Origin of the sequence: Falsiroseomonas ponticola (assembly GCF_016805305.1) — a bacterium.
Taxonomy (GTDB): Bacteria; Pseudomonadota; Alphaproteobacteria; order Acetobacterales; family Acetobacteraceae; genus Falsiroseomonas; species Falsiroseomonas ponticola.
The window spans coordinates 326,993-349,335 of the sequence record NZ_JAERQN010000006.1 but is presented as its reverse complement, the minus strand read 5'-3'; the positions used below and the strand labels follow the sequence as shown (position 1 = coordinate 349,335).

Here is a 22,343-nt window from a genome sequence, read left to right as displayed (position 1 = left end):
CGCCTCAAGGACTGGCGCCGCATCGCCACCCGCTACGACCGATGCCCCACCATCTTCTTCGGCGCCGTCACACTCGCCGCCATCGTCATCTTCTGGCTCGGCCAATGAGTCCTGAGCCTAGCCGAAGCGGGTGAGGGGGGCTGCGCGAAGCGCATTCGGCGCCCGCTCAGTCAACATCAACCCCGGCCAAAAACGCCCCAGCCGACACCACCGCCACCCCCCGCCAGGGATGCAGCACCAGGAGATCCGCATCCCCCGACACGATCACCCCCGCGCCGCCTGCCAGCGCCGCCTCCAGCACCATGTTGTCCTTGGCATCCCGGCAGTCCGCCACACGCTCACGCGGCACCACCCGCCGCGCCCGCCCACGCATCAGGCTGAGAAACCCCAGCACCGCCCCTTCATCGAGGAACCGCCGGAGCTTCGGCCGCGCCAGCACGCCGACCAACTCCGCCTCCATCGCGTCGGAGACGCAGACCTCACAACGCGCGAAAGCCAGCCCCACTGCCCGCGCAGGTACCGATCCCGGCTTCAGCAGCGCGCTGACAACCGTGCTGGTATCAAGAACGACGCTCTGCGTTCCATGCGGCAAGCTCGGCATCCACATCCGCCTCGGTCAGCCCGGCCGCCTGCGCCTTCCGCCCCACCGCTTCCATCATTGCCAGCAGCGGATCGGCCGGCGCGGAGGCGCGCAGCACATCATCGACCAAGCCCCCGACCATGGAGAGCTTGGCCGGATCACCCCGCAACGCCTCCGCCGCCTCCGGCGACAGCGGGATCGGCACCATGACCACCTGGTTCATCGGAACCTCCTGCCCACCAGCATAACGCCGCAGGCCACCCCATTGCACGCACGCGTCAGCGACGATCTGCGGCACGGTAGGCGGCGATCTCCGCCTCGATCTCCGCATCGCTGAGGTCGGGCACCCCCGGCTCCCGCTTTAACCCCGCGAGCAGCACGACCAGCGCATCAGCCTCCCCCTCCGGCGAATGCAGCAGCCGCGTCAGCATCTGCCCGGCCAGCGAGAGCTTGGCCGGATCGTCCAGCGGCGTGTTTGCCGCCTCGGGCGGGGGCGGCGCGGGCACCATGACTGCCTCATTCATCGGAGCCTCCTACCGCCCAGCATAGGCAAATCTGCTTGTTTGTACGGCGGTCCATAGGCAGAATCGCTGCTGGCGTCACATGCCGAAAGCTAATGGAACAGTGTCGTGGCCGAAACAGAAATCGAATGGACTGATGCAACCTGGAATCCGGTAGCCGGATGCTCAATTGTGTCGGCAGGCTGCACAAATTGTTATGCGATGGAGATGGCGCGCCGTTTGGCCGCAATGAAAATGTCTAAATATGAGGGGTTGACCCGGAAATCTGGCGATCGACACGTTTGGAACGGAACGGTTAGGGAAGATCGATCCGCTTTGGACCTTCCTCGCAAGTGGATTAAGCCGAAGAAGATATTTGTGAACTCTATGAGTGATTTATTTCATCCAGAAGTAACAGATGGTTTCATTGAAGATGTTTGGAGGGTGATGCGAGAGACGCCGCAGCATAACTATCAGATTTTGACAAAGCGACCGGAGCGTCTTGCTGATTTTCTTCTAAGCTCTTCGGTTGGAATTTTAAAGAATGTTTGGTTGGGAACGAGTGTTGAAAATGAGGCAGTGGTGGGGCGTGTGCGCGAACTCAAGAAGGTTCCTGCCGTAGTGCGTTTCATTTCGTTTGAGCCTCTGATAGGTTCGGTTGCTGGCGTTGATTTAACCGATATACACTGGGCAATTGTTGGAGGAGAAAGTGGAAGGCTGGCTCGGCCTTTAAAGGAGGAGTGGATTGATGAAATATATGATGCTTGTGGTGTCGCAGGCTGCGCTTTTTTCTTTAAGCAATGGGGGACATGGGGCAAAGACAATAAAAAACGATCAAAGAAAGAAAATGGCCGGGAATACAAGGGTAGGACATGGGATATGATGCCGGCCCATACTCATTAGGGCGTTGGGTGGCAATGGAGGTCTCGTGTGTCGATAAAGCAATATAATTGGAAGCATGGGGCGACGCTAGACGATCATAGCCGAAAAAAAACATGCAATCATCCAAAGTTATCTAGGCCAGTACATAGCAGTAAGATGCCAGCTGCCTCAGCAGACCAGATTCCGTTTAGCCATTATTGACGGGTTTGCTGGTGGTGGAAGATATGATTGCGGATCGCCGGGATCTCCGCTGATTTTCGTTCAAGTCTTGGCACAGACACTCGCAGGCATAAATTCCGCACGCTCGCTGTACGGAATCGCGCCCATCCACATCGAATGCCTTCTAATCTTGAACGACTCGAGCTCCGATGCCATTGAAATGTTGCGTGTTGAGTGTGGGGAGGAACTTGAGCGCGCGAGGGCGGCTGTGCCTGAACTTCATATCCAGGCTCATTATCTGATCGGCAGTTTTGCCCGTTCTTTGGAGGGCATACAAACGCTGCTTGCGTTAGGCGCTTATACGAATATAATCTATAATTTGGATCAATATGGTTATTCAGGGGTAGATCTTGCGACAATAACAGCTTTAATGCAGGCTAGTCGATCGACCGAGATATTCTTTACCTTCGCGATCCAAGCGATGTTGTCCTTTCTGAGCCCCAAGGGGGCCGAGGCGGCTAACGCTCAGCTTCGGAGGCTGGGCTTAATGGCCGAGGATATTGCGGATCCAGAGTTTGTTCTAAGCAAGCGGCAATGGCTTGGTGCGGCGGAGCGCATCATATTTCAGGCGCTGGCTGGTTGTGCGCCGTATGTTAGTCCGTTCTCCATCAATAATCCGAACGGTTGGCGTTATTGGTTGATTCATTTCGCAAATAGCTACCGCGCGCGACAGGTATATAACGATGTCCTTCATGCTAATTCAGGTAGTCAAGCGCATGTCGGTCGGGCGGGCCTTAATATGCTTGGATATGATCCGCGCGACGATGATAGTATGCTGTATCTTTTCGATACGGCTGCTCGCGCGGCGGCCAAGGAACAATTGCTTGTCGATGTTCCTAAGATTATATCGGACGACGGCGATGCGGTGCGTGTGATTGATTTTTATGAGCGCATCTATAATGTAACGCCGGCGCACAGTGACGATATCCATGATGCGCTAATCATGAGCGGAGACGTCCGAATTGTCACTAAAAATGGCGGCGAACGTCGCAAAGGATCAAGCATCTCGCCGGAGGATGTGGTTAAGCTCAAAAATCAGCGAACCTTTTTTCCTTCGTTTCTGAAGCGAACATAAAGGTTCCCGCGTATGACATAGGCTGGTTCGGCGTGCGGGCCGCGCCAGATTCGCTTGACGTTTGGAGGATATTTTCCTATCTTGGCTGTTCCTTGAGTCTCGGATCCCCATGCTCCCCCTCCACCCCACCCCCTCCCACCCCTGGTCCCCCCTGACCGACGCGGAGTGGCACGCCCTCGAACCCTATCTCCGCCCCACCAACAAGCGCCCCGGCCGCCCGCCGAGGGACCGCCGCGCCACCTGGGACGCCATCTTCTGGCTCGCCGTCACCAACGCCCCCTGGACTGCCCTGCAGGCCAACCGGGGCGTCACCGCCGGCAATGCCTTCAGCGCCCTCACCATCACAGCCAGGACCGGCGTCCTATCCCGTCTGCTCCTCGCGGTCTCCCGCCACCCCTTCGCGGACCCGGCCCTCGCCGCCCTGGAATATCGCATCGCGAAAACCGTCCGGCGCGCCGCCCGCATCCTCCCGCCGGAGGATCTGCTCCTCGCCCGCGCCCTCGGCATGGCCACCGCGCTGCCGGTCGATCCCGCGGCGCTGCCGCCGCCGCCTGTCCCCGGCGCGCCCCCGCCGCCGGATCGCGCCCGCCTGGTCCCGCGCATCCCGCCCCAGGCGCTCCGCGGCCTGCCGCAGCCCCGCGCCGGCGGCGCCCCTGCTGCCCATCGCGCAGGCGCAGGCACGGCCCCGCCGCCGGCCGGGGGGCCATGAAAAACGGTGCTAAAGGCGCATAATCGGCTAAATGGGCTGTACGAATCAGCCCCAACCCCTTGATTCCGAACCAAAGCCGGAATCGGCCCTCAAATTGAGGGCGCTAAACCCGTAGTACCCGCCCGGGCCGGCCCCTAACCCGCTGAAATCAGACGGATCTTCTTCCCGTCCACGCCGAGAGCCACCTTGCCCGCCTTCAGCGCCAGCGCCGCTTCCCCGAACACGTCCCGCCGCCAGCCCTGCAGCGCCGGCACATCCGTCTCCCCGGCCGCCAGGCGTTCCAGCTCCTCGGAATTGGCCAGCAGCCGCGGCGCCACGTGGTGTTCCTCGCTCTTGGCGGCCAGCAGCACCTTCAGCAGCTGGACCAAAGCGGGGGAGGGGGCTGCCCCGCTCCGCTCCCGCGGCGCTTCCGGCAGCGCGTTGTCCGGCAGCCCCTTGGCGGCCGTGATGGCGGCCAGCAGGCTCGCGCCGGATTTGCCCTTGGCGAAACCCTCGGAGATGCCGCGCGCCCGCGCCAGGTCGTTCACCGTCTCCGGCGCCGTGGCGGCAATCTCCAGCAGCGTCTCGTCCTTCACCAGGCGCTGGCGGGGGATGTTGACGCGCTGCGCCTCCCGCTCCCGCCACGCCGCCGCGGCGCGCAGGATGCCGAGGAACCGGCGGTTATGCGTGCGCGGCCGCAGCCGCTCCCACGCCGTCTCGGGGTCCTGGCGATAGGTCGCGGGGTTCGCCAGCTCCCCCATCTCCTCCGCCACCCAGCCGTCGCGGCCCTCCCGGGCCAGCTTGGCGGTCAGGCCGGTGTAGATGCGGCGAAGGTGGGTCACGTCGGCCGCGGCGTAGTTGATCTGCGCGGGGGAAAGCGGCCGGGCCGCCCAGTCGCTGAAGCGGTGCGCCTTGTCGATCTGCGCATTGGCCAGTGCCCGGGCCAGCTGGTCATAGCTCACCTGGTCGCCGAAGCCGGCCACCGTCGCGGCCACCTGCGTGTCATAGAGCGGCGTCGGCACCGCGCCGAACTTCAGCAGGAAGATCTCCACGTCCTGCCGCGCCGCGTGGAACACCTTCACCACCGCCGGGTCCGCCAGAAGCTCGCCGAGCGGCGCCAGGTCGAGCCCCGGCGCCAGCGCATCCACCACCGCCACCTCGTTGTCGCCCGCCAGCTGGACGACGCAGAGTTCGGGCCAGTAGGTCCGCTCCCGCATGAATTCGGTGTCCACCGTCACGAAGCTCTCGGCACGGAGCCGGGTGCACAGCGCGGCGAGGGTCTCGGTATCCGTGATCAGGTCGGGCGACGCGTCGGCGCCCGGGGTGCGGCGGCTCATGCGATCCCGTGTAGCCCCGCGGCGGGGCGGGGGGAAGCCATGCCGAGGCCCCGGCCCTTGACAGGAGGGGCCCGGTGCGGCGCTTTCGCCCCCGATTCCTCATCTGCTCGCAGGCCCATACCCATGCACGCCTACCGCACCCATACCTGCGGCGCCCTTCGCGCCACCGATGCCGGCAAGACCGTGCGCCTCTCCGGCTGGGTGCACCGGAAGCGGGACCATGGCAGCCTGCTCTTCGTCGATCTGCGGGACCATTACGGCCTGACGCAATGCGTGGTGGCCCAGGGCGCCCCCGGCTTCGCGACGCTGGACGGCGCCCGGCCCGAATCCGTGGTGACCGTGACGGGGGAGGTCGTGCCGCGCGAGGGCAGCACCATCAACCCGAAGCTGCCGACCGGCGAGATCGAGCTGCGCGTGCGGGAAGTCACGGTCCAGAGCGCGGCCGAGGTCCTGCCCATCCAGGTCGCCGGCGACCAGGAGTTCCCGGAGGATCTGCGCCTCCGCTACCGCTTCATCGATTTGCGGCGGGAGAGGCAGCACCGCAACCTGATGCTGCGCGCGAGCGTGATCGCCAGCATCCGCCGCCGCATGATCGATCAAGGGTTTACCGAGTTTCAGACCCCCATCCTGACGGCCAGCAGCCCGGAGGGCGCGCGCGACTTCCTCGTCCCCGCCCGCAACCACCCCGGCAAGTTCTACGCCCTCCCCCAGGCCCCCCAGCAGTTCAAGCAGCTGGCGATGGTGGCCGGATTCGACCGATATTTTCAGATCGCCCCTTGCTTCCGGGACGAAGCCAGCCGCGCCGACCGCTCGCCGGGCGAGTTCTACCAGCTCGACTTCGAGATGAGTTTCGTCACCCAGGAAGACGTCTTCGCGGCCATCGAGCCCGTTCTTGCCGGCGTCTTCGAGGAATTCTCCTCCTACTCCGGCACCAAGCGGGCGGTGACGCCGGCCCCGTTCCCCCGCATCCCCTATGACCAGGCGATGCTCGAATTCGGCTCCGACAAGCCGGATCTGCGGAATCCCCTGCGCATCGCCGACGTGACGGAGCACTTCGCCGGCGGCTCCTTCGGCCTCTTCGCCAAGATCGCGGCCTCGGGCGGCGTGGTGCGCGCCATCCCGGCGCCAGGTGCGGCCAGCCAGCCGCGGCGCTTCTTCGACCAGCTGAACGAATGGGCCCGCAGCGAGGGCGCCGGCGGCCTCGGCTACATGACCTTCGAGGGCGGCGCCGGCGCCGGCCCTATCGCCAAGAACCTGGAACCCGCCCGCGCCGCCGCCATCCGCGACGCGATGGGGCTGAAGGACGGCGACGCCGTCTTCTTCGCCGCGGGCAAGGTGGAGGACGCCGCCAAGCTCGCCGGCAAGGCCCGCACCCGCATCGGCACCGACCTCGACCTCATCGAGAAGGATGTCTACCGCTTCTGCTGGGTGACCTCCTTCCCGATGTACGAGCTGAACGAGGAAACCGGCCAGATCGACTTCAGCCACAACCCCTTCTCCATGCCGCAGGGGGAGCTGGAGGCGCTGAACACGATGAACCCGTTGGATATCAAGGCCTACCAGTACGACATCGTCTGCAACGGCATCGAACTCAGCTCGGGCGCCATCCGCAACCATCGCCCGGACATCATGCTCCGCGCCTTCGAGATCGCGGGCTACGGCGCCGATGTGGTCGAACAGCGCTTCGGCGGCATGCTGAACGCCTTCCGCTACGGCGCGCCCCCCCACGGCGGCTCCGCCCCCGGCATCGACCGCATCGTCATGCTGCTGGCCGATGAGCCGAACATCCGGGAGGTCATCCTCTTCCCCATGAACCAGCAGGCGGAGGATCTGATGATGGGCGCGCCCGCGGCGGTGGAGCCGGCGCGGCTCAAGGAGCTGTCGATCAAACTCGACATCCCCCCTGCCAAGACGGGTGCGGCCGGGCCCAAGGCGTCCTAGATACCCAAGGCCCGCGCTTCCAGGAGCATCCATGGCCCAGCCCCGTCGCCTGACCCTCGCCGCCGCCCTCTGCCTGCTGGCGGCGCCCGGCTTTTCCCTGGTGGCGGTCCCCGCCTGGGCCCAGGGGCCCGTCACGGGCGGCCCGCGGGCAGGCGTCAGCGAGGAAGCGCTCTCGGCCGGCATCGCCCGCATGGCGGCCCACCGCGCCGCCTACCGGCTCGATCTCGGGGAGGCGCGGAACTCCGGCATCGCCGCCGTCCGCGGCGCCATGGTCTTCGACGTGGCCGATGCCTGCGAGGGCTGGGCCACCCGCCAGCGCATGACCATGACCGTCACCGACCGCGACGGGCAGGAGGTCGAGACCGTCTCCGACTACGCGACCTATGAGGCGAAGGACAATTCGCGCCTCCGCTTCTCGCTCACCCAGACCACCCAGGGCGCCGTCAGCCAGCGCGTCTCCGGCGAGGCGGAGCTGAACCCCGACGGCTCCGGCACCATCCGCTACGCCGAGCCCGCGGGGAAGGAGGAGGCGCTGCCCCCGGGCACGCTGCTGCCCATGCGCCACACCGTGCTGGCGGTGGAGACGGCGCGCGCCGGCCGCCGCCTGCTGGCCTCCCCGCTCTTCGACGGCACCTCCGACGACGGCGCGCAGGACACGACGACCATCGTCTCCACCTGGAGCCCCGCCGCCGCCCAGCCGCGCTTTCCGCTGATGGCGAATCAGGCCTCGGGCCGCATGCGCATCGCCTTCTTCGAACGCGGCGCCGGCGCCAACGGCGCCTCCCAGCCGGAATACGAGGTCGGGCTGCGCTATTTCGAGAATGGCGTGGCGGACGAGATCGTCATGGATTTCGGCGAATTCTCCGTCTCCGGCCAGGCGCTGGAACTGGCCCCGCTGCCCGCGGGCTGCTGATCACGCCACGCGGTTCGGCATGCCGCCCTCCGGCGCCCAGTCCGGCGCCGGGGCCTCCGCCTTCAGCACCACCCGTCGCGCGGGGCGGGAAAGCCGCTTCTCCACCCGCCGCGCCAGGCGCCGCGACGGCACCTCCACCAGCGCATACATCGGCAGCGCCGCGGCCAGCGCCAGCGCCGCGCCGAAGGCGGCCATCGCCTCCGGCCGCCATTCATCGTGCAGTGCGTGCATGGTCGCGACGAGCACCGGCACATGCACGAGGTAGAGGCTGAAGGAGATGGCGCCGAGCCCGACCAGCAGGGGCGATCGCAGCGCGTTGCGCAGCCAGCCCGGCTGCCGCGCCATCACGATCAGCAGCGCCGATCCCGCATAGACCGGCAGGTCCGATGCCATGCTGAACAGCGCCAGCGTCGCCAGCGCCGCCGCCGCCATGGCCTGCGCCGACAGCCGCGGCACATCCTGCCCGAAGGCCAGCGCCAGCAGCGCGCCGGTGCCGAGCCCGCCGGTGAAGTAGAGGCTGGCCGCCACGGTGCTGTGCAGCTGCGGCCCCAGCAGCACGCGGTTTTCCGTGGCACCGCCCATGATGCCGATCGCCATCAGCATGAGCACCACCGCCAGGAACAGCGCGACGCGGCCACGGAACAGCAGCACCAGCGGCAGCAGCAGCGACAGCCGCCATTCATGCACCAGCGACCACAGCACCACGTTCAGCCGCATGTCGTCGTTGTCGGCCATCAGCGCGATGTTGGAGGCGACCTGCCCCAGCGTCGGCGCCTCCAGCCAGGTGAAGAGGCTGCGTTCCCGCCACTCCGCGGGCAGGGCCGGTTCCGCGAAGCCGGCATAGAGCGCGACGGAGAGCAGCACGGAGACGGCGACCGGCAGTCCCAGCCGGATGGTGCGCTGCGCGGCGAAGGCGCCAAGCCCCGGCGACCCGTTCCGCAGCAGCGCACGGGTCAGCACATAGCCGGACAGCACGAAGAAGAAGAGGACGGCGGGGCGCCCCATCTCCACGATGCGCAGCGGCGTCAGCTGCGTCAGCGTGTAGCGCAGCCAGCCCGCGCCCGCGATGGCCGGCGTCTCGTAGCGCGGGATGAGCTGGAGCGCGTGGTGGATGAGGACCGCGAAGGCGGCCAGGCCCCGCAGGGCATCAAGCTCCTCCAGCCGGTCGGCCGGCTGGGCTATGCGCGTGTCTCGTGGCATCGGCGTCTCCCCTGGGGTTTTGCAGGCGGGGCAGGCCGATCAGGGTCAGGGCGGCGGCATGGCGGGCTGGGGTCCGTGGGGCTGCCGGGAGAAAGCCCCCCCGCGGCCCCACGGTTCCGGCCCGTTCTCAACTTCCTTCTTCAACAAGCGTCGAAGATGGCCTGGATCGCCGCGCGGTCCAGCGTGCGGGTCAGCGCCAGCATCAGCAGCACCCGCGCCTTCTGCGGCGTCAGGTTGTCGGCGTTCAGGAAGCCCTCCGCCTGGTAGCGCTTCGCCGGGAAGGTGCGCCCCGACATGGCGCGGGAGGAGAGGACGACGGTGCAGCCCGCTTCCATCGCCTCCGCCAGCGCCACGCGCTCCGCCGGCGTCGTGAAGCCCGGCGCGAAGGCCGCGGCGACGATCCCCTGCGCGCCGGCGCCGAGGAAGGCCTTCACCGCCACGCCGTCGCCGCCGGCGACCGAATAGATCACGTCCACGCGCGGCGGCGCGGCCAGGCCCGCCACGTCGAAGCGGTCCGCCACCGGCAGCACGCGCATCGGGCGGCGCCAATAGGTGATGCGGTCGGCGTCGGCGTGACCGAGCACGCCGACATCCGGGCTGCGGAAGGTCTGCATCCGGCCGGTCGAGGTCTTGGTCACCTCCCGCGCCGCCTGGATCTCATCGTTCAGCACGACAAGCGCGCCCATGCCGCGGCTGTCCGGGTGCCCGGCCACGCGCACCGCCTTCACCAGGTTCATGTGCCCGTCGGTGGACAGCCCGGTGAAGGGCCGCTGCGCGCCGGTGACGACGATGGGGATGTCGCTCGGCACCGTCAGCGACAGGAAATAGGCCGTCTCCTCCAGCGTCGCCGTCCCATGGGTGATGACGATGCCGTCCAGGTCCAGGTGCGCCGCCTGCAGCGCCGCGATGCGCGCCAGCAGCGCCTGCCAGTCGGACCAGCCGACGGCGGTGGAGGGGATGGCGCTGTGCAGCACCGGGATCACCTCCGCCACCTGCTTCAGGACGGGCAGGCCCGCAACCAGCTCCTCGGCATTCAGGATCGGGCGGCCGGAGGAGGCGTAGTCCTGCACATCCAGCGGATCGAGCCCCTGGGAGGCGATGGTCCCCCCCGTCCCGATCACGGCAACCTTCGGCAGCCGGCTCATGCGACATTTCCTTCTACGACGGCGGTGGTGAGGCGGGAGACGCAGGCGAGCTTCCCGTCGGCACGGCGGATCTCGGTCTGCCAGACCTGGGTGCGGCGGCCGGTGTGCAGCGGGCGGCAGATGGCGGTGACGGTCTCGCCCCGCTTCACGCCGGCCAGGTGGTTGGCGTTCACCTCCAGGCCCACCGCGATCTGCCCCTCCGGCAGCGTCATGATGCTGGCCAGCGATCCCAGCGTTTCCGACAGCACCACGCTGGCGCCGCCATGCAGCAGGCCGAAGGGTTGCGCGGTGCGGTGGTCCACCGGCATTTCCGCATGCAGCGCATCCTCCGTGATCCGGGTGATGCGGATGCCGAGTTGCCCGGCCATGCTGTCCGCCGAGCGTTCATTGATCTGGTCCGGCGTCCAGTCGCGCTTCCAGAGAGCCATGCCGCCAACCCGCGCTGTGATGGCGCGCAGTCAGCGCGGCCACCGCCGCGTGGTCAACCCACCCAGCCGCGACAGCCGCACCCAGCGCGCGAGCATGAGCGCCGCCACGATGAACAGCCCGATGGCGAGGCCGAGCCAGAGGCCGATGGGGCCGAGCCCCAGCGGGAAGGCCAGCGCCAGGCCGCTGGGCAGGCCGATGACCCAGTAGCCGAGCCCCGCCAGCAGCATCGGCACGCGCGTGTCCTTGAGGCCCCGCAGCGCGCCCGCCGCCACCGCCTGCACGCCATCCGCCAGCTGGAACAGCCCCGCCACCAGCAGCAGCGTGGTGGCCAGCGCCGCCGTCTCCGCCGCGCCCGGATTCGCGGCATCCAGGAACAGCCAGGCGATGGGCTGGCCCGCCAGCACCAGGACCGCCGCCGCCAGGGCCATGAACCCCGCCCCGAAGCCGATCGCGACCCAGCCCGCCCGCGCCGCCGCGGCCGGCCGCCCGGCGCCCGTCGCCAGCCCGACCCGCGCGGTGGCGGCCTGGCCGACGCCCATCGGCACCATGAAGGTCATGGCCGCCACCTGCACCGCGATGGCATGCGCCGCGACGGCCAGCGCGCCCATCCAGCCCATGGCCAGGGCGGCGGCGGAGAAGACCGTGATCTCCAGCGCCATGGACCCCGCGATGGGCAGGCCGATCGCCGCCACTTCCCTCAGCCGGGCCGCGTCGAAGCGCCAGAGCCGGCCGAACAGGTGGTAGCGCCGCAGCCGCCGGTCCCGCGCGATCATCGCGACCAGCCCCGCGAGCATGGCGAGGTTGCAGAGCGCGGAGGCGAGGCCTGCCCCCGCCACGCCCAGCGCCGGCACGCCGAAGCCGCCATGGATCAGCCAGTAGTTGAGCGGGATGTTCAGCGCGATGCCGAAGGCGGAGACGAGGAGCGCCGCATTCGGCCGCTGTTCGGCGGCGAGAAACCCGCGCAGCACGATGAAGCCGCAGAACAGCGGCATGCCCCACATCATGGCGCGGACGTACTCGGCCGCCAGCGCGGCCAGCGCTGCCTCCTGCCCCAGCGCCAGCAGCACGGCTTCGGTGTGCCACAGCAGCAGCCAGGTGGGGACGGTGCCCGCGGCCACCGCCCAGAAGGCGGCGCGCACGTCGCGGCGCATGCCCCGCAGGTGCCCGCGCCCCCGCCCGCGGGTCTGCGCGGCCAGCGGCGCGGCCGCCAGCGCCAGGCCGAAGGTGGGGGCGAGGGCGGCGAAATAGAGGTTGCTGCCCAGCGTCGCCGCCGCCAGCTCCAGCGTCCCGACCCGGCCGAGGAAGACCGAATCGGTCAGGCCGAGGGCGAACTGGCTGAGATTGGTCAGCACCAGCGGCCAGGCCAGCGCCAGCATGGCCCGCCATTCGGCGCGGCCCGTCCCCTGTGACCCGGCATTCCCGTCCATGCGCCTGCCATAGCGCGGCGCGGGCCCCCTGTCGCATGACCGCGCGCATGGTCATGCTTGGGGCGGCGCCGGGGCTGCGCTTAGGATGCGGGCAACAGACCCGGAGACACGGCCCATGAAGCGACGCAACATCCTGGCCGCCCCGGCCCTCATGGCCGGGGCCGCCGCCCTGCCGGCCACCGCCCAGGCCCAGCCCCGCATCGTGACCGAGGAATTCATGGTGCCCGCCACCGACGGGCAGGGTGAGATCTTCGTCCGCAACAAGCGGCCGGAGGGCCTGGCGGCCTCCGCCAGCCGCACGATCCTCTTCGTCCATGGCGCGACCTATCCCGCGCATTCCGCCTTCGACCTGCCGCTCGGCGGCCTGTCCTGGATGGACTACATCGCGGGGCGCGGCTTCGATGTCTGGTGCATGGATCTGCGCGGCTATGGCCGCAGCACCCGCCCCGCCGCCATGTCCCAGCCGCCGGAAGCGAACCCGCCGCTGATGAAGGGGGAGCAGGCGGTGGCCGATATCGCCGCCGTCGCCGCCTTCGTGCGCAACCGCCGCAGCCTGCCGAAGCTGGTCCATATGGGCTGGTCCTGGGGCACGTCCCTGATGGGCCGCTTCGCCGCGGACAATCCCGGGCTGGTGGAGCGGCTCGTGCTCTACGCGCCGGTCTGGCTGCGGGAGAAGGCGGATGGCCCGGCGCCGACGCTCGGCGCCTATCGCAGCGTGACGCAGGCGCAGGCGCGGGAGCGCTGGCTGGCGGGCGTGCCGGAGGGCAAGCGGGATGCGCTGATCCCGCCCGGCTGGTTCGAGCATTGGGCCGGCGTGACCTGGGCGAGCGATCCGGAGGGGCTGCGGCAGAACCCCTCCGTCCTGCGGGCGCCGAACGGGTCCCAGTCCGATTCGTGGGAGTTCTGGCGGGCGGACCGGCCCTTCTACGACCCCGCGAAGATCACCGCGCCGACCCTGCTGGTGGTGGCGGAATGGGACCAGGACACGCCGCCCGCCCTGGCCGTGGCGCTGTTCCCCCGGCTGACCAACAGCCCCGGCAAGCGCCTGGTCCTGCTGGGAGAGGGCACGCACACCATCATGATGGAGCGCAACCGCGGCACGCTGTTCCAGGCCGTGCAGGTCTTCCTGGAGGAAGCGGCGGCCTGACGCCGCGTCGCCGCAGGGTTGCCACGCGGCGGCCGTCATTCGCGCGGCACGATGATGCGGCGCCGGAACGCCGGCGCGCTTCATCGAGGAATACGGGAATGAGCCTTCTCCGCCGCGCCCTGCCGGCTGCCCTGCTGGCGATGGGTCTCGCCAGCCCCGTGCTGGCGCAATCCACCGATCCGTCCTTCCGGCTGAACAACCGGACCCAGGCCGTGATCAACGAGGTCTATGTCTCCTCCTCCAACGATGGCGGCTGGGGCAGCGACCGGCTCGGCGCCAATGTGCTCTCCCCCGGCCAGAGCCTGACGATCCGCCTGCCCAACGGGCAATGCGTGAACGACATCAAGGTGGTCTATGCCAATGGCCGGTCGCAGGAATGGATGCGGCAGAACACCTGCCAGCTGACCGACATCAACATCCAGTAGCGGCTTCAACGAAGCCTTCAGGGCGACGCGCAAGGATCGGCCGCCGGATCACCGGCGTGCCGATCGAGGAATCCCCGCATGACCCCTGCCACCCGCGTCCTGGCCGGTCTGGCCCTGGCCTTCGCCGCCGTCGCGACCCCCGCCCTCGCCCAGTCGGGCGACCCGTCCTTCCGCCTGGCCAACCGCACCGCGGTGCCGATCGCGGAGGTCTATGTCTCCTCCTCCGGGGAGGGCGCCTGGGGCAGCGACCACATGGGAGCGAATGTCCTGATGCCCGGCCAGACGGTGGTGATCCGCCTGCCGGCCGGCGAATGCGTGAACGACATCAAGGTGGTCTATGCCACCGGCCAGGCGCAGGAATGGCGCCAGCAGGATACCTGCAACCTGACGGACATCGTCATCCAGTAGCCACGCCGCGGAACGGTCGCGCCGCGGATCGGGCGGCCGTCCCGGACCTTCCCATGCCACCTCGCCGCGCCCCGCGACGTTGACAGGGGCGCGGCCGGGCCCCTCACTCCCCATCAAGGCGGTCCAACCGCAGGAGGAGCCCGGCCATGGATGATCACGACCAGACCAAGAAGCCGTTCAAGCTGCGCAGCCAGCGCTGGTTCGACGATCCCCAGGACCCGGGGATGACCTCGCTCTACATCGAGCGGCAGCTGAATTTCGGCATGACGCGGGCGGAGCTGCAGTCCGGCCGGCCGATGATCGGCATCGCGCAGACGGGGTCCGACATCAGCCCCTGCAACCGCCACCACATCGCCCTCGCCGAGCGCGTGAAGGCGGGCATCCGCGATGCGGGGGGCGTGCCCCTCGAATTCCCCGTGCATCCGATCCAGGAGACGCTGAAGCGCCCCACGGCCTCGCTCGACCGGAACCTGCAATACCTGTCGCTGGTCGAAATCCTGCACGGCTATCCGATCGACGGCGTCGTGCTGACCACGGGCTGCGACAAGACGACGCCCGCCATGCTGATGGGCGCCGCCACCATGAACATCCCGGCCGTCGCCCTGCCGGGCGGGCCGATGCTGGATGGCTGGTGGCATGGGCGCCTGGCGGGGTCCGGCACCATCGTGTGGGAGGCGCGCAAGCGCCTGGCCGCCGGCGAGATCGATTATGAGGGCTTCATCGAGATGGTGGCGGCCTCCTCCACCTCGGTCGGGCACTGCTCCACCATGGGCACGGCGCTGTCGATGAACAGCCTGGCGGAAGCGGTGGGCATGACGCTGACGGGCAGCGCGGCCATCCCGGGGCCGTACCGGCAGCGCGCGCAGATGGCCTACATGACGGGCGTTCGCGCGGTGGAGATGGTGAAGGCCAACCTCCGCCCCTCCGACATCATGACGAAGAAGGCCTTCGAGAATGCGGTGATGGTGGCCTCCGCCATCGGCGCGTCCAGCAACTGCCCGATCCACATGATCGCCATCGCCCGCCACATGGGCGTGGAGCATGACCTGGCGGATTGGCAGCGCGTCGGCGCGGAGATTCCGCTGCTGGTGGATTGCCAGCCCGCCGGCCGCTTCCTGGGCGAGGCCTTCTACCGCGCGGGCGGCGTGCCGGCGGTGATGAAGGAACTGCTCAAGGCCGGGCTGCTGCATGGCGATGTCATGACCGCGACCGGCAAGACGGTGGCCGAGAACCTGGCCGATGTCGGCGAGCCCGACCGCGAGGTGATCCGCCCGCTGTCCCGCCCGATGAAGGAACATGCCGGCTTCATCGTGCTGACCGGCAACCTCTTCGACAGCGCGGTCATGAAGATCAGCGTCATCGACAAGGCCTTCCGCGAGCGCTTCCTGTCCGAGACGCCCGACGTCTTCGAAGGCAAGGTCGCGGTCTTCGAGGGGCCGGAGGACTACCACGCCCGCATCGAGGACCCCTCGCTCGGCATCGACGAGAAGACGGTGCTGGTGGTGCGCAACTGCGGCGCCGTGGGCTACCCGGGTGCCGCGGAGGTCGTGAACATGCAGCCGCCGGCGGCGCTGATCAAGAAGGGCATCATGGCGCTGCCGACCATGGGCGATGGGCGGCAGAGCGGCACCTCCGGCAGCCCGTCGATCCTCAACGTCACGCCGGAAGCGGCGGTGGGCGGCGGGCTCGCGCTGCTGAAGCATGGCGATCCCATCCGCATCGACCTCAAGGCGCGGCGCGTCGATGTGCTGATCCCGGCGGAGGAGATGGAAGCCCGCCGCGCTGCCTGGAAGGCGCCCGAGCTGCTGCACAAGACGCCGTGGGAGGAGATCTACCGCAGCATGGTGGGCCAGCTCGGCACCGGCGGCTGCCTGGAGCCCGCGACGCTGTTCCTCAACATCCTGGAGACGCGCGGCGAAAGCCGCCATAACCACTGAGATCGGCGGGGGAACGGGACATGGCAGGAAGGCTGGCAGGCAAGCGCTGCCTGGTGACGGCGGCCGCGCAGGGGATCGGGCGCGCCACCGCCCTCGCCTTCGCGGCGGAGGGCGCGATGGTGGTCGCGACCGACCGGGATGTGGCGAAGCTCGCGGACCTCAAGGCGCCGGGGCTCACGACCCGCGCGCTCGACGTGCTCGACCCCGCCGCCATCACCGATGCGGTGGCGGCGATGGGGGAGGTCGATATCCTCTTCAACTGCGCGGGCTTCGTGCACCAGAACACGGTGCTGACCGCGACCGATGAGGAATGGGACTTCGCCTTCGACCTCAATGTCCGCTCCATGTGGCGGATGGTGAAGGCGGTGCTGCCGGGCATGCTGGAACGGAAGCGCGGCACCATCGTCAACATGTCCTCGGCCTGCTCCTCCATCAAAGGCGCGCCGAACCGGTTCCTGTATGGCACCACCAAGGCCGCGGTGATCGGGCTGACCAAGTCCATCGCGACCGAATACGTGACGCAGGGAATCCGCTGCAACGCGATCTGCCCCGGCACGGTGGACACGCCGAGCCTCGGCGACCGCATCGCCGCCAATGCGGCCGTGGCCGGCAGCGTGGAGGCGGCGCGCGCCGCCTTCGTCGCCCGCCAGGCCATGGGCAGGCTGGCGACGGCGGAGGAGATGGCGGCGCTGGCCACCTACCTCGCCAGCGACGAGAGTGCCTTCGTGACCGGCCAGGCCATCGTCATCGACGGTGGCTGGACGCTGTGAACCTTTAGCGCGACTTGTCCGTACCCTCTTCGCGCCCCCGCAATCTTTCTCTATAGGCGACCTCCATGAAGCTCCTCCGCTACGGCCCCTCGGGCCAGGAAAAGCCCGGCTTGCTCGACGCCTCCGGCACCATCCGCGACCTCTCCGGCGTGATCCCGGACCTGGCCGGAGAGGCGCTGTCCCCCGCCGGGCTCGCGAAGCTCGCGGCGCTCGACCCCGCCAGCCTGCCGGCCGTCTCCGGCAGCCCGCGCCTCGGCCCGCCCGTCGCCGGCATGAAGAACTTCGTCTGCATCGGGCTGAACTACGCCGACCACGCGGCGGAAACCGGCGCCGCCATCCCGAAGGAGCCGATCGTCTTCCTGAAGTCGCTCGGCGCCCTCTGCGGCCCGAATGACGACGTGATGATCCCGAAGAACTCCGTGAAGACGGATTGGGAAGTGGAACTCGCCATCATCATCGGCAGCACGGCCAAGTGCGTGTCCGAGGATGCCGCCATGGACCATGTCGCGGGCTACGCCATCTGCAATGACGTGTCCGAGCGCGAATGGCAGATCGAGCGCGGCGGGTCCTGGGACAAGGGCAAGGGCTGCGACACCTTCGGCCCGCTCGGCCCCTGGCTGGTGACGAAGGACGAGGTCGCGGACCCGCAGGACCTGGCCATGACGCTGGACGTGGACGGCGTGCGGATGCAGGACGGATCGACGCGCACCATGATCTTCGGCGTGCGCCACCTCGTGCACTACGTCTCCCACTTCATCACGCTGCATCCGGGCGACGTGATCTCGACGGGCACGCCGCCGGGTGTCGGGCTCGGCAAGAAGCCGCCGGTGTTCCTCAAGGCCGGGCAGACCATGACGCTGTCCATCAAGGGCCTGGGCGAGCAGACGCAGCGTACCGTCGCCTACGAATGATCCGACAGCAGGGGAATTGAGAGCATGGCCGACAGCAGCGAGAACGGGCGTTACCAGGTCGTCGCCTGCCCGGCGGGCACGGGGATGTTCGTGGTCCTGGTGGACAGCGTGAATGGCCGTTCCTGGAAGCTGAGCTTCGAGGCGAACAACGTCTCCGGCTGGCGGCCGCTGAAGTTCCTCGACCTCAACGCGCCGGCGGCCCCGCCGGCGCCCTGAGGCCACGGCCATGGCTGACGGTCCCGTCGTCATCTTCGTCGATTTCGCCAACCACGACTTCAGCGCCGGACGGACCGAGGCGCTGAAGCCGATGGCGGAGGAGATCGGCCGCGCGCCAGGTTTTCGCTGGAAGATCTGGACCGAGGACCGCGCGGCCGGCCGCGCCGGCGGGGTTTATCTGTTCGAAAGCCGCGCGCTGGCGGAAGCCTATGTCGAGGCGCATCGCCTGCGCCTCGCGAAGCGCGGCGTGCATGAGATGGTCGCGGAATACCGCAGCATCAACGCGACGCTCAGCGCCATCAACCACGCGCCGGTCGGTCAGCCGCCCTCCGGCCAGTAGCTCCCGAAGGACCAGACATGGCCTTCGGGATCGCGCACCGAGAAGTCGCGCGAGCCGTAATCCGTGGTCTGCAGCTGCCGGAGGATGACGGCGCCCGCCGCCACGGCGCGATCATGCGCCGCATCGGCATCCCCGCAGCGCACATAGACGGACCCGCTGACGCCACCCAGCGCGGCGGGATCGCGCCCGAAGCCATCGGCGCGCACCGACCCCAGCATGACGAGACCCGCGCCACCGAGATGCAGCTCCGCATGGGCGATGCCGCCCGCGCCATCCGGCACCACCAGGCCGCGGCGGAAGCCGAAGGCGCGTTCCAGCCAATCCAGCGCCGCGGGCGCATCACGGTAGCGGAGGCAGGGGCAGAGCGTGCCGTCGGGGACCATGGCCATCTCCGGTTGCGGGGAGGGGCAGGCTAGCGGCGCGGCGCCCGGCGGGATTGGAGAAATGGTAGGGGCTATTCCGCGAAGCCCAGGCCATCCCGCAGCCGCCGGTCGAGCAGGGCGGCCGGCGAGAGGCCGGTGAATGCCTTCACGTCATGGATCAGGTGCGCCTGGTCGGCATAGCCGGCTTCCGCCGCCAGGCCGGCCCAATCCGCCGCGCCCTCCGCCGGCAGGCGGGCGACGACGGCGCCGAAGCGCTTGAGCCGCGCGGTCAGCTTCGGCGCCAGGCCGGTGCGGCGGCGGAAATGGCGGGCGAAGGTCTGGCGGCTCCACCCCAGCTCCGCCGCCAGCGAGGCGATGGGGATGCGCCCGCCCGTCGCCTCGATCCGCTGCCAGGCCCGGGCGATGGGGTCCCGCGGCGGGCCGGGCTCGGCCAGGCGCCGCAGGAGAAAGCCCTCCATCACGTCAAGGCAGGCTTCCGGGTCGCGGATCCCGGCCAGCTGGTCGCCCAGCGTGGTGCGGCCGAGCGCCTCGCGCAGGCCCAGGAACTCGGCGGGCAGCGCATCCAGCTCGTCGCGCAGCAGCCGTGCGGCGCCGAGCGGCGTCAGCATCACCTGCACGCCGCGCTGCCGCCCGGCCATGAAGCTGCGTGCCGGGGCGGGGTGGGGGCGGGCGAGGAAGCCCGTGGCGGTCTCGAAGCGCGTCTCCCGCGCCGGGTCGGGCCAGGCGACGCCGATGGCCGGGCCGAGATTGACCAGCAGCACCGCCTCCGCGCAGGGCATCTCCCGCCGCCGCAGGGGCGCGCCACGCGCCTCGTCGTAATGCCAGAGGCCGCTGACCAGGCCGCGCAGCGCGGGGTGCGGCGGGCGGTTGTGGAAGGTGAAGCGGTTCATGGCGCGGCGGTCCCGGGCCTGGCCATCGGGGTGCCGCGCGGGCGGCTCAGAACTTCGCCGGCCAGGGCTTCTGGCCGCGTTCCTCCGCCAGTTCCTGCAGGCGCTTCAGCATCTCCCGCTTCTCCGGCGTGCGGCGGCGGCCGGAGTTCATCATCGCCTCGGCGGGCGGGATGACGACGCCTTCGGCGAGTTTCTGCAGGATCTGCGCCCGGCGCTCGGCGGGGGTGATGCGGTTCATCGTGTCAGGTCCCTTGGAAAACCCTTGGCTATCTGAGACTGACTGATATCGTACCGCCGATGAAATTTACGTTCCATATTAAGCTGCCGCGATGCCCGCATTGCGGTACCGCCCATCCAACGCTTTCGTTTCCGTCTGGTACCAAGGGTGGCGTAGGCCCTTGGATCACGACTGGTTACGCGAACAACACGCAGCAGTATTGGGCTGTATATGTTTGCTCCAGTTGCGGTGGCTGTATATTGGCTGCCAGCAGAAAAGTGCCAAATGTATTCAAAGAGAGTCTAGAACTGTTTGCGGCTCATGGGTCTGATATCGAAGAATTTTATCCGCGGATCGAGGATCTTGACCAATCTATTCCGGAGGCGGCGCGGGTATATTTGGCGCAGGCCTTCCTTTCGCTTCATGCTCCGGATGGCGCTGTCATGCTGGCAGCATCTTCAATTGATGCGATGCTTAAGGCACTCAACCTTCAGGCGGGGTCGCTCTACAGTCGTATTGAAGCCGCCGTGAAAGGCGGCAAGCTCACGCCAGCCATGGCTCAGTGGGCGCATCAAGTTCGCTTGGATGCGAACGATGTTCGCCACGCTGATGAAAAGTCACCTCACCACGACGAAGCTTCAGCCCGGCGAGTGCTTGAATTCGCTCGGGCACTCGCCGATTTCCTTTTTGTCTTCCCTCATCGTGTGAACCGCGGCCTGACAGCCTCAGCAACAAAGTAATGCAGCCTGTAATCCGGGTCGCTCACATGGTCGCGCCCAGCGTCCAGGGCGCGAACTCCGCGCCCCCGAAATCATACGCCTCGCTCTTCGTCCGCTCCCCGCTCGCCACCCGCAAGATGAGGTCGAAGATGCGCTGGCCGCATTCCGCGACACTCTCCTCCCCCGTGACGATGCCCCCGCAATTGATGTCCATGTCCTCAGACATCCGCTCATACATGGCGGAGTTGGTCGCGAGCTTGATGGAGGGGGCGGGCTTGCAGCCGAAGACGCTGCCGCGGCCGGTGGTGAAGCAGACCATGTTGGCCCCGCCCGCCACCTGGCCCGTCGCCGCCACCGGGTCGTAGCCCGGCGTGTCCATGAAGACGAAGCCCTTCGCGGTGACGGGCTCCGCGTAGCGATAGACCTCGACCAGGTTGGTGCTGCCCGCCTTGGCCATGGCGCCGAGCGACTTCTCCAGGATGGTCGTCAGCCCGCCCGCCTTGTTGCCGGGGCTGGGGTTCGCGTTCATCTCCGCCCCCTCGCGCTCCGTATAGGCCTCCCACCACCGCATGAGGTCCACCAGCTTCTCGCCGACATCGCGGGAGACGGCGCGGCGCGTCAGGAGGTGCTCCGCGCCATAGGTCTCCGGCGTCTCGGAGAGGATCACCGTGCCGCCATGCCGCACCAGCAGGTCGGAGGCGACGCCGAGCGCCGGGTTCGCGGTGATGCCCGAATAGCCGTCCGACCCCCCGCATTGCAGGGCGAGGGTCAATTCGCTGGCCGGGATCGTCTCCCGCACCGCCTGGTTGGATTCGGCCAGGACTTCGCGGACGAAGGCGATGCCGGCCTCCACGGTCTTCCGCGTGCCGCCCATCTCCTGGATGTCCATGTTGCGCAGCCGGCCCGCGAGGCGCTGCTCCTCCAGCATGCCGCCCAACTGGTTGACCTCGCAGCCGAGGCCGATGGCGATGACATGGCTGAAATTCACGTGGCGCGCGAAGCCGGCGAGGGTCCGGCGCAGCAGCTTCAGCGGCTCCCCCATCGTCATGCCGCAGCCCGTCTTGTGGGTCAGCGCCACCACCCCGTCCACATTCGGGAAGTCGGCCAGCGGGTCCGTGCCGGTGAAGGGGTTCTTCTTGAAGGCATCGGCGATCAGCTCCGCCACATGGGCCGAGCAGTTCACGGAGGTGACGATGCCGATGTAGTTGCGCGTGGCCGCCCGGCCATCGGCGCGGCGGAAGCCCTGGAAGGTGGCGGCGGGCGTGATCAGCCCGGTCGGCTTCGCATCCACGCCCCAGGCATAGTCCTTGGCGAAGTCGCCCATGGCGCAGTTGTGGGTGTGCACCCAGTCCCCGGGCTGGATCACCTCCGTCGCGAAGCCGATGATCTGGCCGTAGCGCCGGATCGGCTCCCCCACCGCATGGGCGCGCACCGCCACCTTGTGGCCCGGCGGCACGCGCTTCTCGCCGCGCACCGCGATGCCGCCTTCCACCGGCGTCCCCGGCGGCAGGCCGATGCGGGCGATGACGACGCTGTCATCGGCGGCCAGGCGGATGGTGGGGGGCAGGGTGCGGGCGTCCATGGGGCTTCCTTCCTCGTTCCCCGCAGCATAGGGCGCGGAGCCCGCCCGCCAAAAGGGCGCAC

General features: G+C 68.4%; 26 protein-coding genes and 1 pseudogene. 15 read left to right on the top strand and 12 right to left on the bottom strand.

The window, feature by feature from the left end:
• Positions 1–108: pseudogene (locus JJI54_RS19540) on the top strand (IS5/IS1182 family transposase); the annotation flags it as partial.
• A 58-nt stretch (positions 109–166) separates the two neighbouring features.
• Here JJI54_RS19540 and JJI54_RS19535 read toward each other — a convergent pair.
• Genes JJI54_RS19535 through JJI54_RS19525 form a run of 3 tightly spaced genes read right to left on the bottom strand, consistent with a single transcriptional unit; the run spans position 167 to position 1,104 of the window.
• Positions 167–601: a putative toxin-antitoxin system toxin component, PIN family gene (locus JJI54_RS19535; RefSeq protein ID WP_203074724.1), complete on the bottom strand. Its 435-nt coding sequence runs from the start codon at positions 599–601 to the stop codon at positions 167–169.
• Positions 561–878 (bottom strand): hypothetical protein, encoded by a 318-nt coding sequence (locus JJI54_RS19530; protein ID WP_203074723.1) that lies wholly within the window; start codon positions 876–878, stop codon positions 561–563. The genes JJI54_RS19535 and JJI54_RS19530 overlap by 41 nt, the downstream gene beginning before the upstream one ends.
• Entirely contained in the window at positions 859–1,104 is a 246-nt protein-coding gene (locus tag JJI54_RS19525; RefSeq protein ID WP_203074722.1) for a hypothetical protein, read from the bottom strand. The genes JJI54_RS19530 and JJI54_RS19525 overlap by 20 nt, the downstream gene beginning before the upstream one ends.
• A 105-nt stretch (positions 1,105–1,209) precedes the next feature.
• Between JJI54_RS19525 and JJI54_RS19520 the strand changes: the two genes are divergently transcribed.
• The 3 genes from JJI54_RS19520 to JJI54_RS19510 all read left to right on the top strand — a co-directional run bounded on the left by JJI54_RS19520 (position 1,210) and on the right by JJI54_RS19510 (position 3,965).
• Entirely contained in the window at positions 1,210–1,983 is a 774-nt protein-coding gene (locus JJI54_RS19520; protein WP_203074721.1) for a DUF5131 family protein, read from the top strand.
• A 73-nt stretch (positions 1,984–2,056) separates the two neighbouring features.
• A complete protein-coding gene (locus JJI54_RS19515) occupies positions 2,057–3,256 on the top strand; it encodes a three-Cys-motif partner protein TcmP (RefSeq protein WP_203074747.1) in 1,200 nt (399 codons plus the stop codon).
• 109 nt (positions 3,257–3,365) lie between these two features.
• Complete coding sequence (locus JJI54_RS19510) at positions 3,366–3,965, top strand: transposase (RefSeq protein ID WP_203074720.1); 600 nt, start codon at positions 3,366–3,368, stop codon at positions 3,963–3,965.
• A 134-nt stretch (positions 3,966–4,099) separates the two neighbouring features.
• Here the strand turns inward: JJI54_RS19510 and rnd are convergent, their stop codons facing one another.
• A complete protein-coding gene (gene rnd, locus JJI54_RS19505; RefSeq protein ID WP_203074719.1) occupies positions 4,100–5,281 on the bottom strand; it encodes a ribonuclease D in 1,182 nt (393 codons plus the stop codon).
• A 123-nt stretch (positions 5,282–5,404) separates the two neighbouring features.
• Between rnd and aspS the strand changes: the two genes are divergently transcribed.
• Together aspS and JJI54_RS19495 are read left to right on the top strand one after the other, a co-directional pair.
• On the top strand, positions 5,405–7,222 hold the full coding sequence (gene aspS, locus JJI54_RS19500) for an aspartate--tRNA ligase (protein WP_203074718.1): 1,818 nt from the start codon (positions 5,405–5,407) through the stop codon (positions 7,220–7,222).
• A gap of 31 nt (positions 7,223–7,253) precedes the next feature.
• On the top strand, positions 7,254–8,135 hold the full coding sequence (locus JJI54_RS19495) for an EipB family protein (RefSeq protein ID WP_203074717.1): 882 nt from the start codon (positions 7,254–7,256) through the stop codon (positions 8,133–8,135).
• On the opposite strand, the gene JJI54_RS19490 is transcribed toward JJI54_RS19495, so the two are convergent.
• The 4 genes from JJI54_RS19490 to JJI54_RS19475 form a co-directional block, all read right to left on the bottom strand.
• Positions 8,136–9,335, bottom strand: coding sequence for an acyltransferase family protein (locus tag JJI54_RS19490; RefSeq protein WP_203074716.1), 1,200 nt, complete (start codon positions 9,333–9,335; stop codon positions 8,136–8,138).
• A gap of 140 nt (positions 9,336–9,475) precedes the next feature.
• Positions 9,476–10,480 (bottom strand): asparaginase, encoded by a 1,005-nt coding sequence (locus tag JJI54_RS19485; RefSeq protein ID WP_203074715.1) that lies wholly within the window; start codon positions 10,478–10,480, stop codon positions 9,476–9,478.
• Positions 10,477–10,908 (bottom strand): hotdog fold thioesterase, encoded by a 432-nt coding sequence (locus JJI54_RS19480; RefSeq protein ID WP_203074714.1) that lies wholly within the window; start codon positions 10,906–10,908, stop codon positions 10,477–10,479. The genes JJI54_RS19485 and JJI54_RS19480 overlap by 4 nt, the downstream gene beginning before the upstream one ends.
• Positions 10,909–10,938: 30 nt before the next feature.
• Positions 10,939–12,336: an MATE family efflux transporter gene (locus JJI54_RS19475; protein ID WP_226381903.1), complete on the bottom strand. Its 1,398-nt coding sequence runs from the start codon at positions 12,334–12,336 to the stop codon at positions 10,939–10,941.
• Between the two features lie 115 nt (positions 12,337–12,451).
• Here JJI54_RS19475 and JJI54_RS19470 point away from each other — a divergent pair, with 115 nt between their 5' ends.
• The 8 genes from JJI54_RS19470 to JJI54_RS19435 all read left to right on the top strand — a co-directional run bounded on the left by JJI54_RS19470 (position 12,452) and on the right by JJI54_RS19435 (position 18,490).
• Positions 12,452–13,483: an alpha/beta hydrolase gene (locus JJI54_RS19470; protein WP_203074713.1), complete on the top strand. Its 1,032-nt coding sequence runs from the start codon at positions 12,452–12,454 to the stop codon at positions 13,481–13,483.
• Positions 13,484–13,581: 98 nt separating this feature from the next.
• Entirely contained in the window at positions 13,582–13,908 is a 327-nt protein-coding gene (locus JJI54_RS19465) for a hypothetical protein (protein ID WP_203074712.1), read from the top strand.
• A gap of 78 nt (positions 13,909–13,986) precedes the next feature.
• Complete coding sequence (locus tag JJI54_RS19460; RefSeq protein WP_203074711.1) at positions 13,987–14,316, top strand: hypothetical protein; 330 nt, start codon at positions 13,987–13,989, stop codon at positions 14,314–14,316.
• 146 nt (positions 14,317–14,462) lie between these two features.
• The gene (locus JJI54_RS19455) at positions 14,463–16,253 is read left to right on the top strand and encodes an IlvD/Edd family dehydratase (protein ID WP_203074710.1); all 1,791 of its coding nucleotides are present in this window, start codon (positions 14,463–14,465) and stop codon (positions 16,251–16,253) included.
• Between the two features lie 20 nt (positions 16,254–16,273).
• On the top strand, positions 16,274–17,023 hold the full coding sequence (locus tag JJI54_RS19450; RefSeq protein ID WP_203074709.1) for an SDR family oxidoreductase: 750 nt from the start codon (positions 16,274–16,276) through the stop codon (positions 17,021–17,023).
• A gap of 65 nt (positions 17,024–17,088) precedes the next feature.
• Entirely contained in the window at positions 17,089–17,934 is an 846-nt protein-coding gene (locus JJI54_RS19445; protein WP_203074708.1) for a fumarylacetoacetate hydrolase family protein, read from the top strand.
• Between the two features lie 24 nt (positions 17,935–17,958).
• Positions 17,959–18,150 (top strand): hypothetical protein, encoded by a 192-nt coding sequence (locus JJI54_RS19440; protein WP_203074707.1) that lies wholly within the window; start codon positions 17,959–17,961, stop codon positions 18,148–18,150.
• 10 nt (positions 18,151–18,160) lie between these two features.
• Complete coding sequence (locus tag JJI54_RS19435) at positions 18,161–18,490, top strand: YdhR family protein (RefSeq protein ID WP_203074706.1); 330 nt, start codon at positions 18,161–18,163, stop codon at positions 18,488–18,490.
• Here the strand turns inward: JJI54_RS19435 and JJI54_RS19430 are convergent.
• The 3 genes from JJI54_RS19430 to JJI54_RS19420 all read right to left on the bottom strand — a co-directional run bounded on the left by JJI54_RS19430 (position 18,469) and on the right by JJI54_RS19420 (position 20,001).
• Positions 18,469–18,873 (bottom strand): VOC family protein, encoded by a 405-nt coding sequence (locus JJI54_RS19430; protein WP_226381902.1) that lies wholly within the window; start codon positions 18,871–18,873, stop codon positions 18,469–18,471. The genes JJI54_RS19435 and JJI54_RS19430 overlap by 22 nt on opposite strands.
• 71 nt (positions 18,874–18,944) lie before the next feature.
• Entirely contained in the window at positions 18,945–19,763 is an 819-nt protein-coding gene (locus JJI54_RS19425; RefSeq protein ID WP_203074704.1) for an AraC family transcriptional regulator, read from the bottom strand.
• A gap of 46 nt (positions 19,764–19,809) precedes the next feature.
• Entirely contained in the window at positions 19,810–20,001 is a 192-nt protein-coding gene (locus JJI54_RS19420; protein WP_203074703.1) for a hypothetical protein, read from the bottom strand.
• Positions 20,002–20,240: 239 nt separating this feature from the next.
• On the opposite strand from JJI54_RS19420, the gene JJI54_RS19415 reads away from it, so the two are divergent.
• A complete protein-coding gene (locus tag JJI54_RS19415) occupies positions 20,241–20,720 on the top strand; it encodes a DUF4145 domain-containing protein (RefSeq protein ID WP_203074702.1) in 480 nt (159 codons plus the stop codon).
• Between the two features lie 22 nt (positions 20,721–20,742).
• Here the strand turns inward: JJI54_RS19415 and JJI54_RS19410 are convergent, their stop codons facing one another.
• The gene (locus JJI54_RS19410) at positions 20,743–22,281 is read right to left on the bottom strand and encodes a UxaA family hydrolase (RefSeq protein ID WP_203074701.1); all 1,539 of its coding nucleotides are present in this window, start codon (positions 22,279–22,281) and stop codon (positions 20,743–20,745) included.
• Between the last annotated feature and the right edge of the window lie 62 nt (positions 22,282–22,343).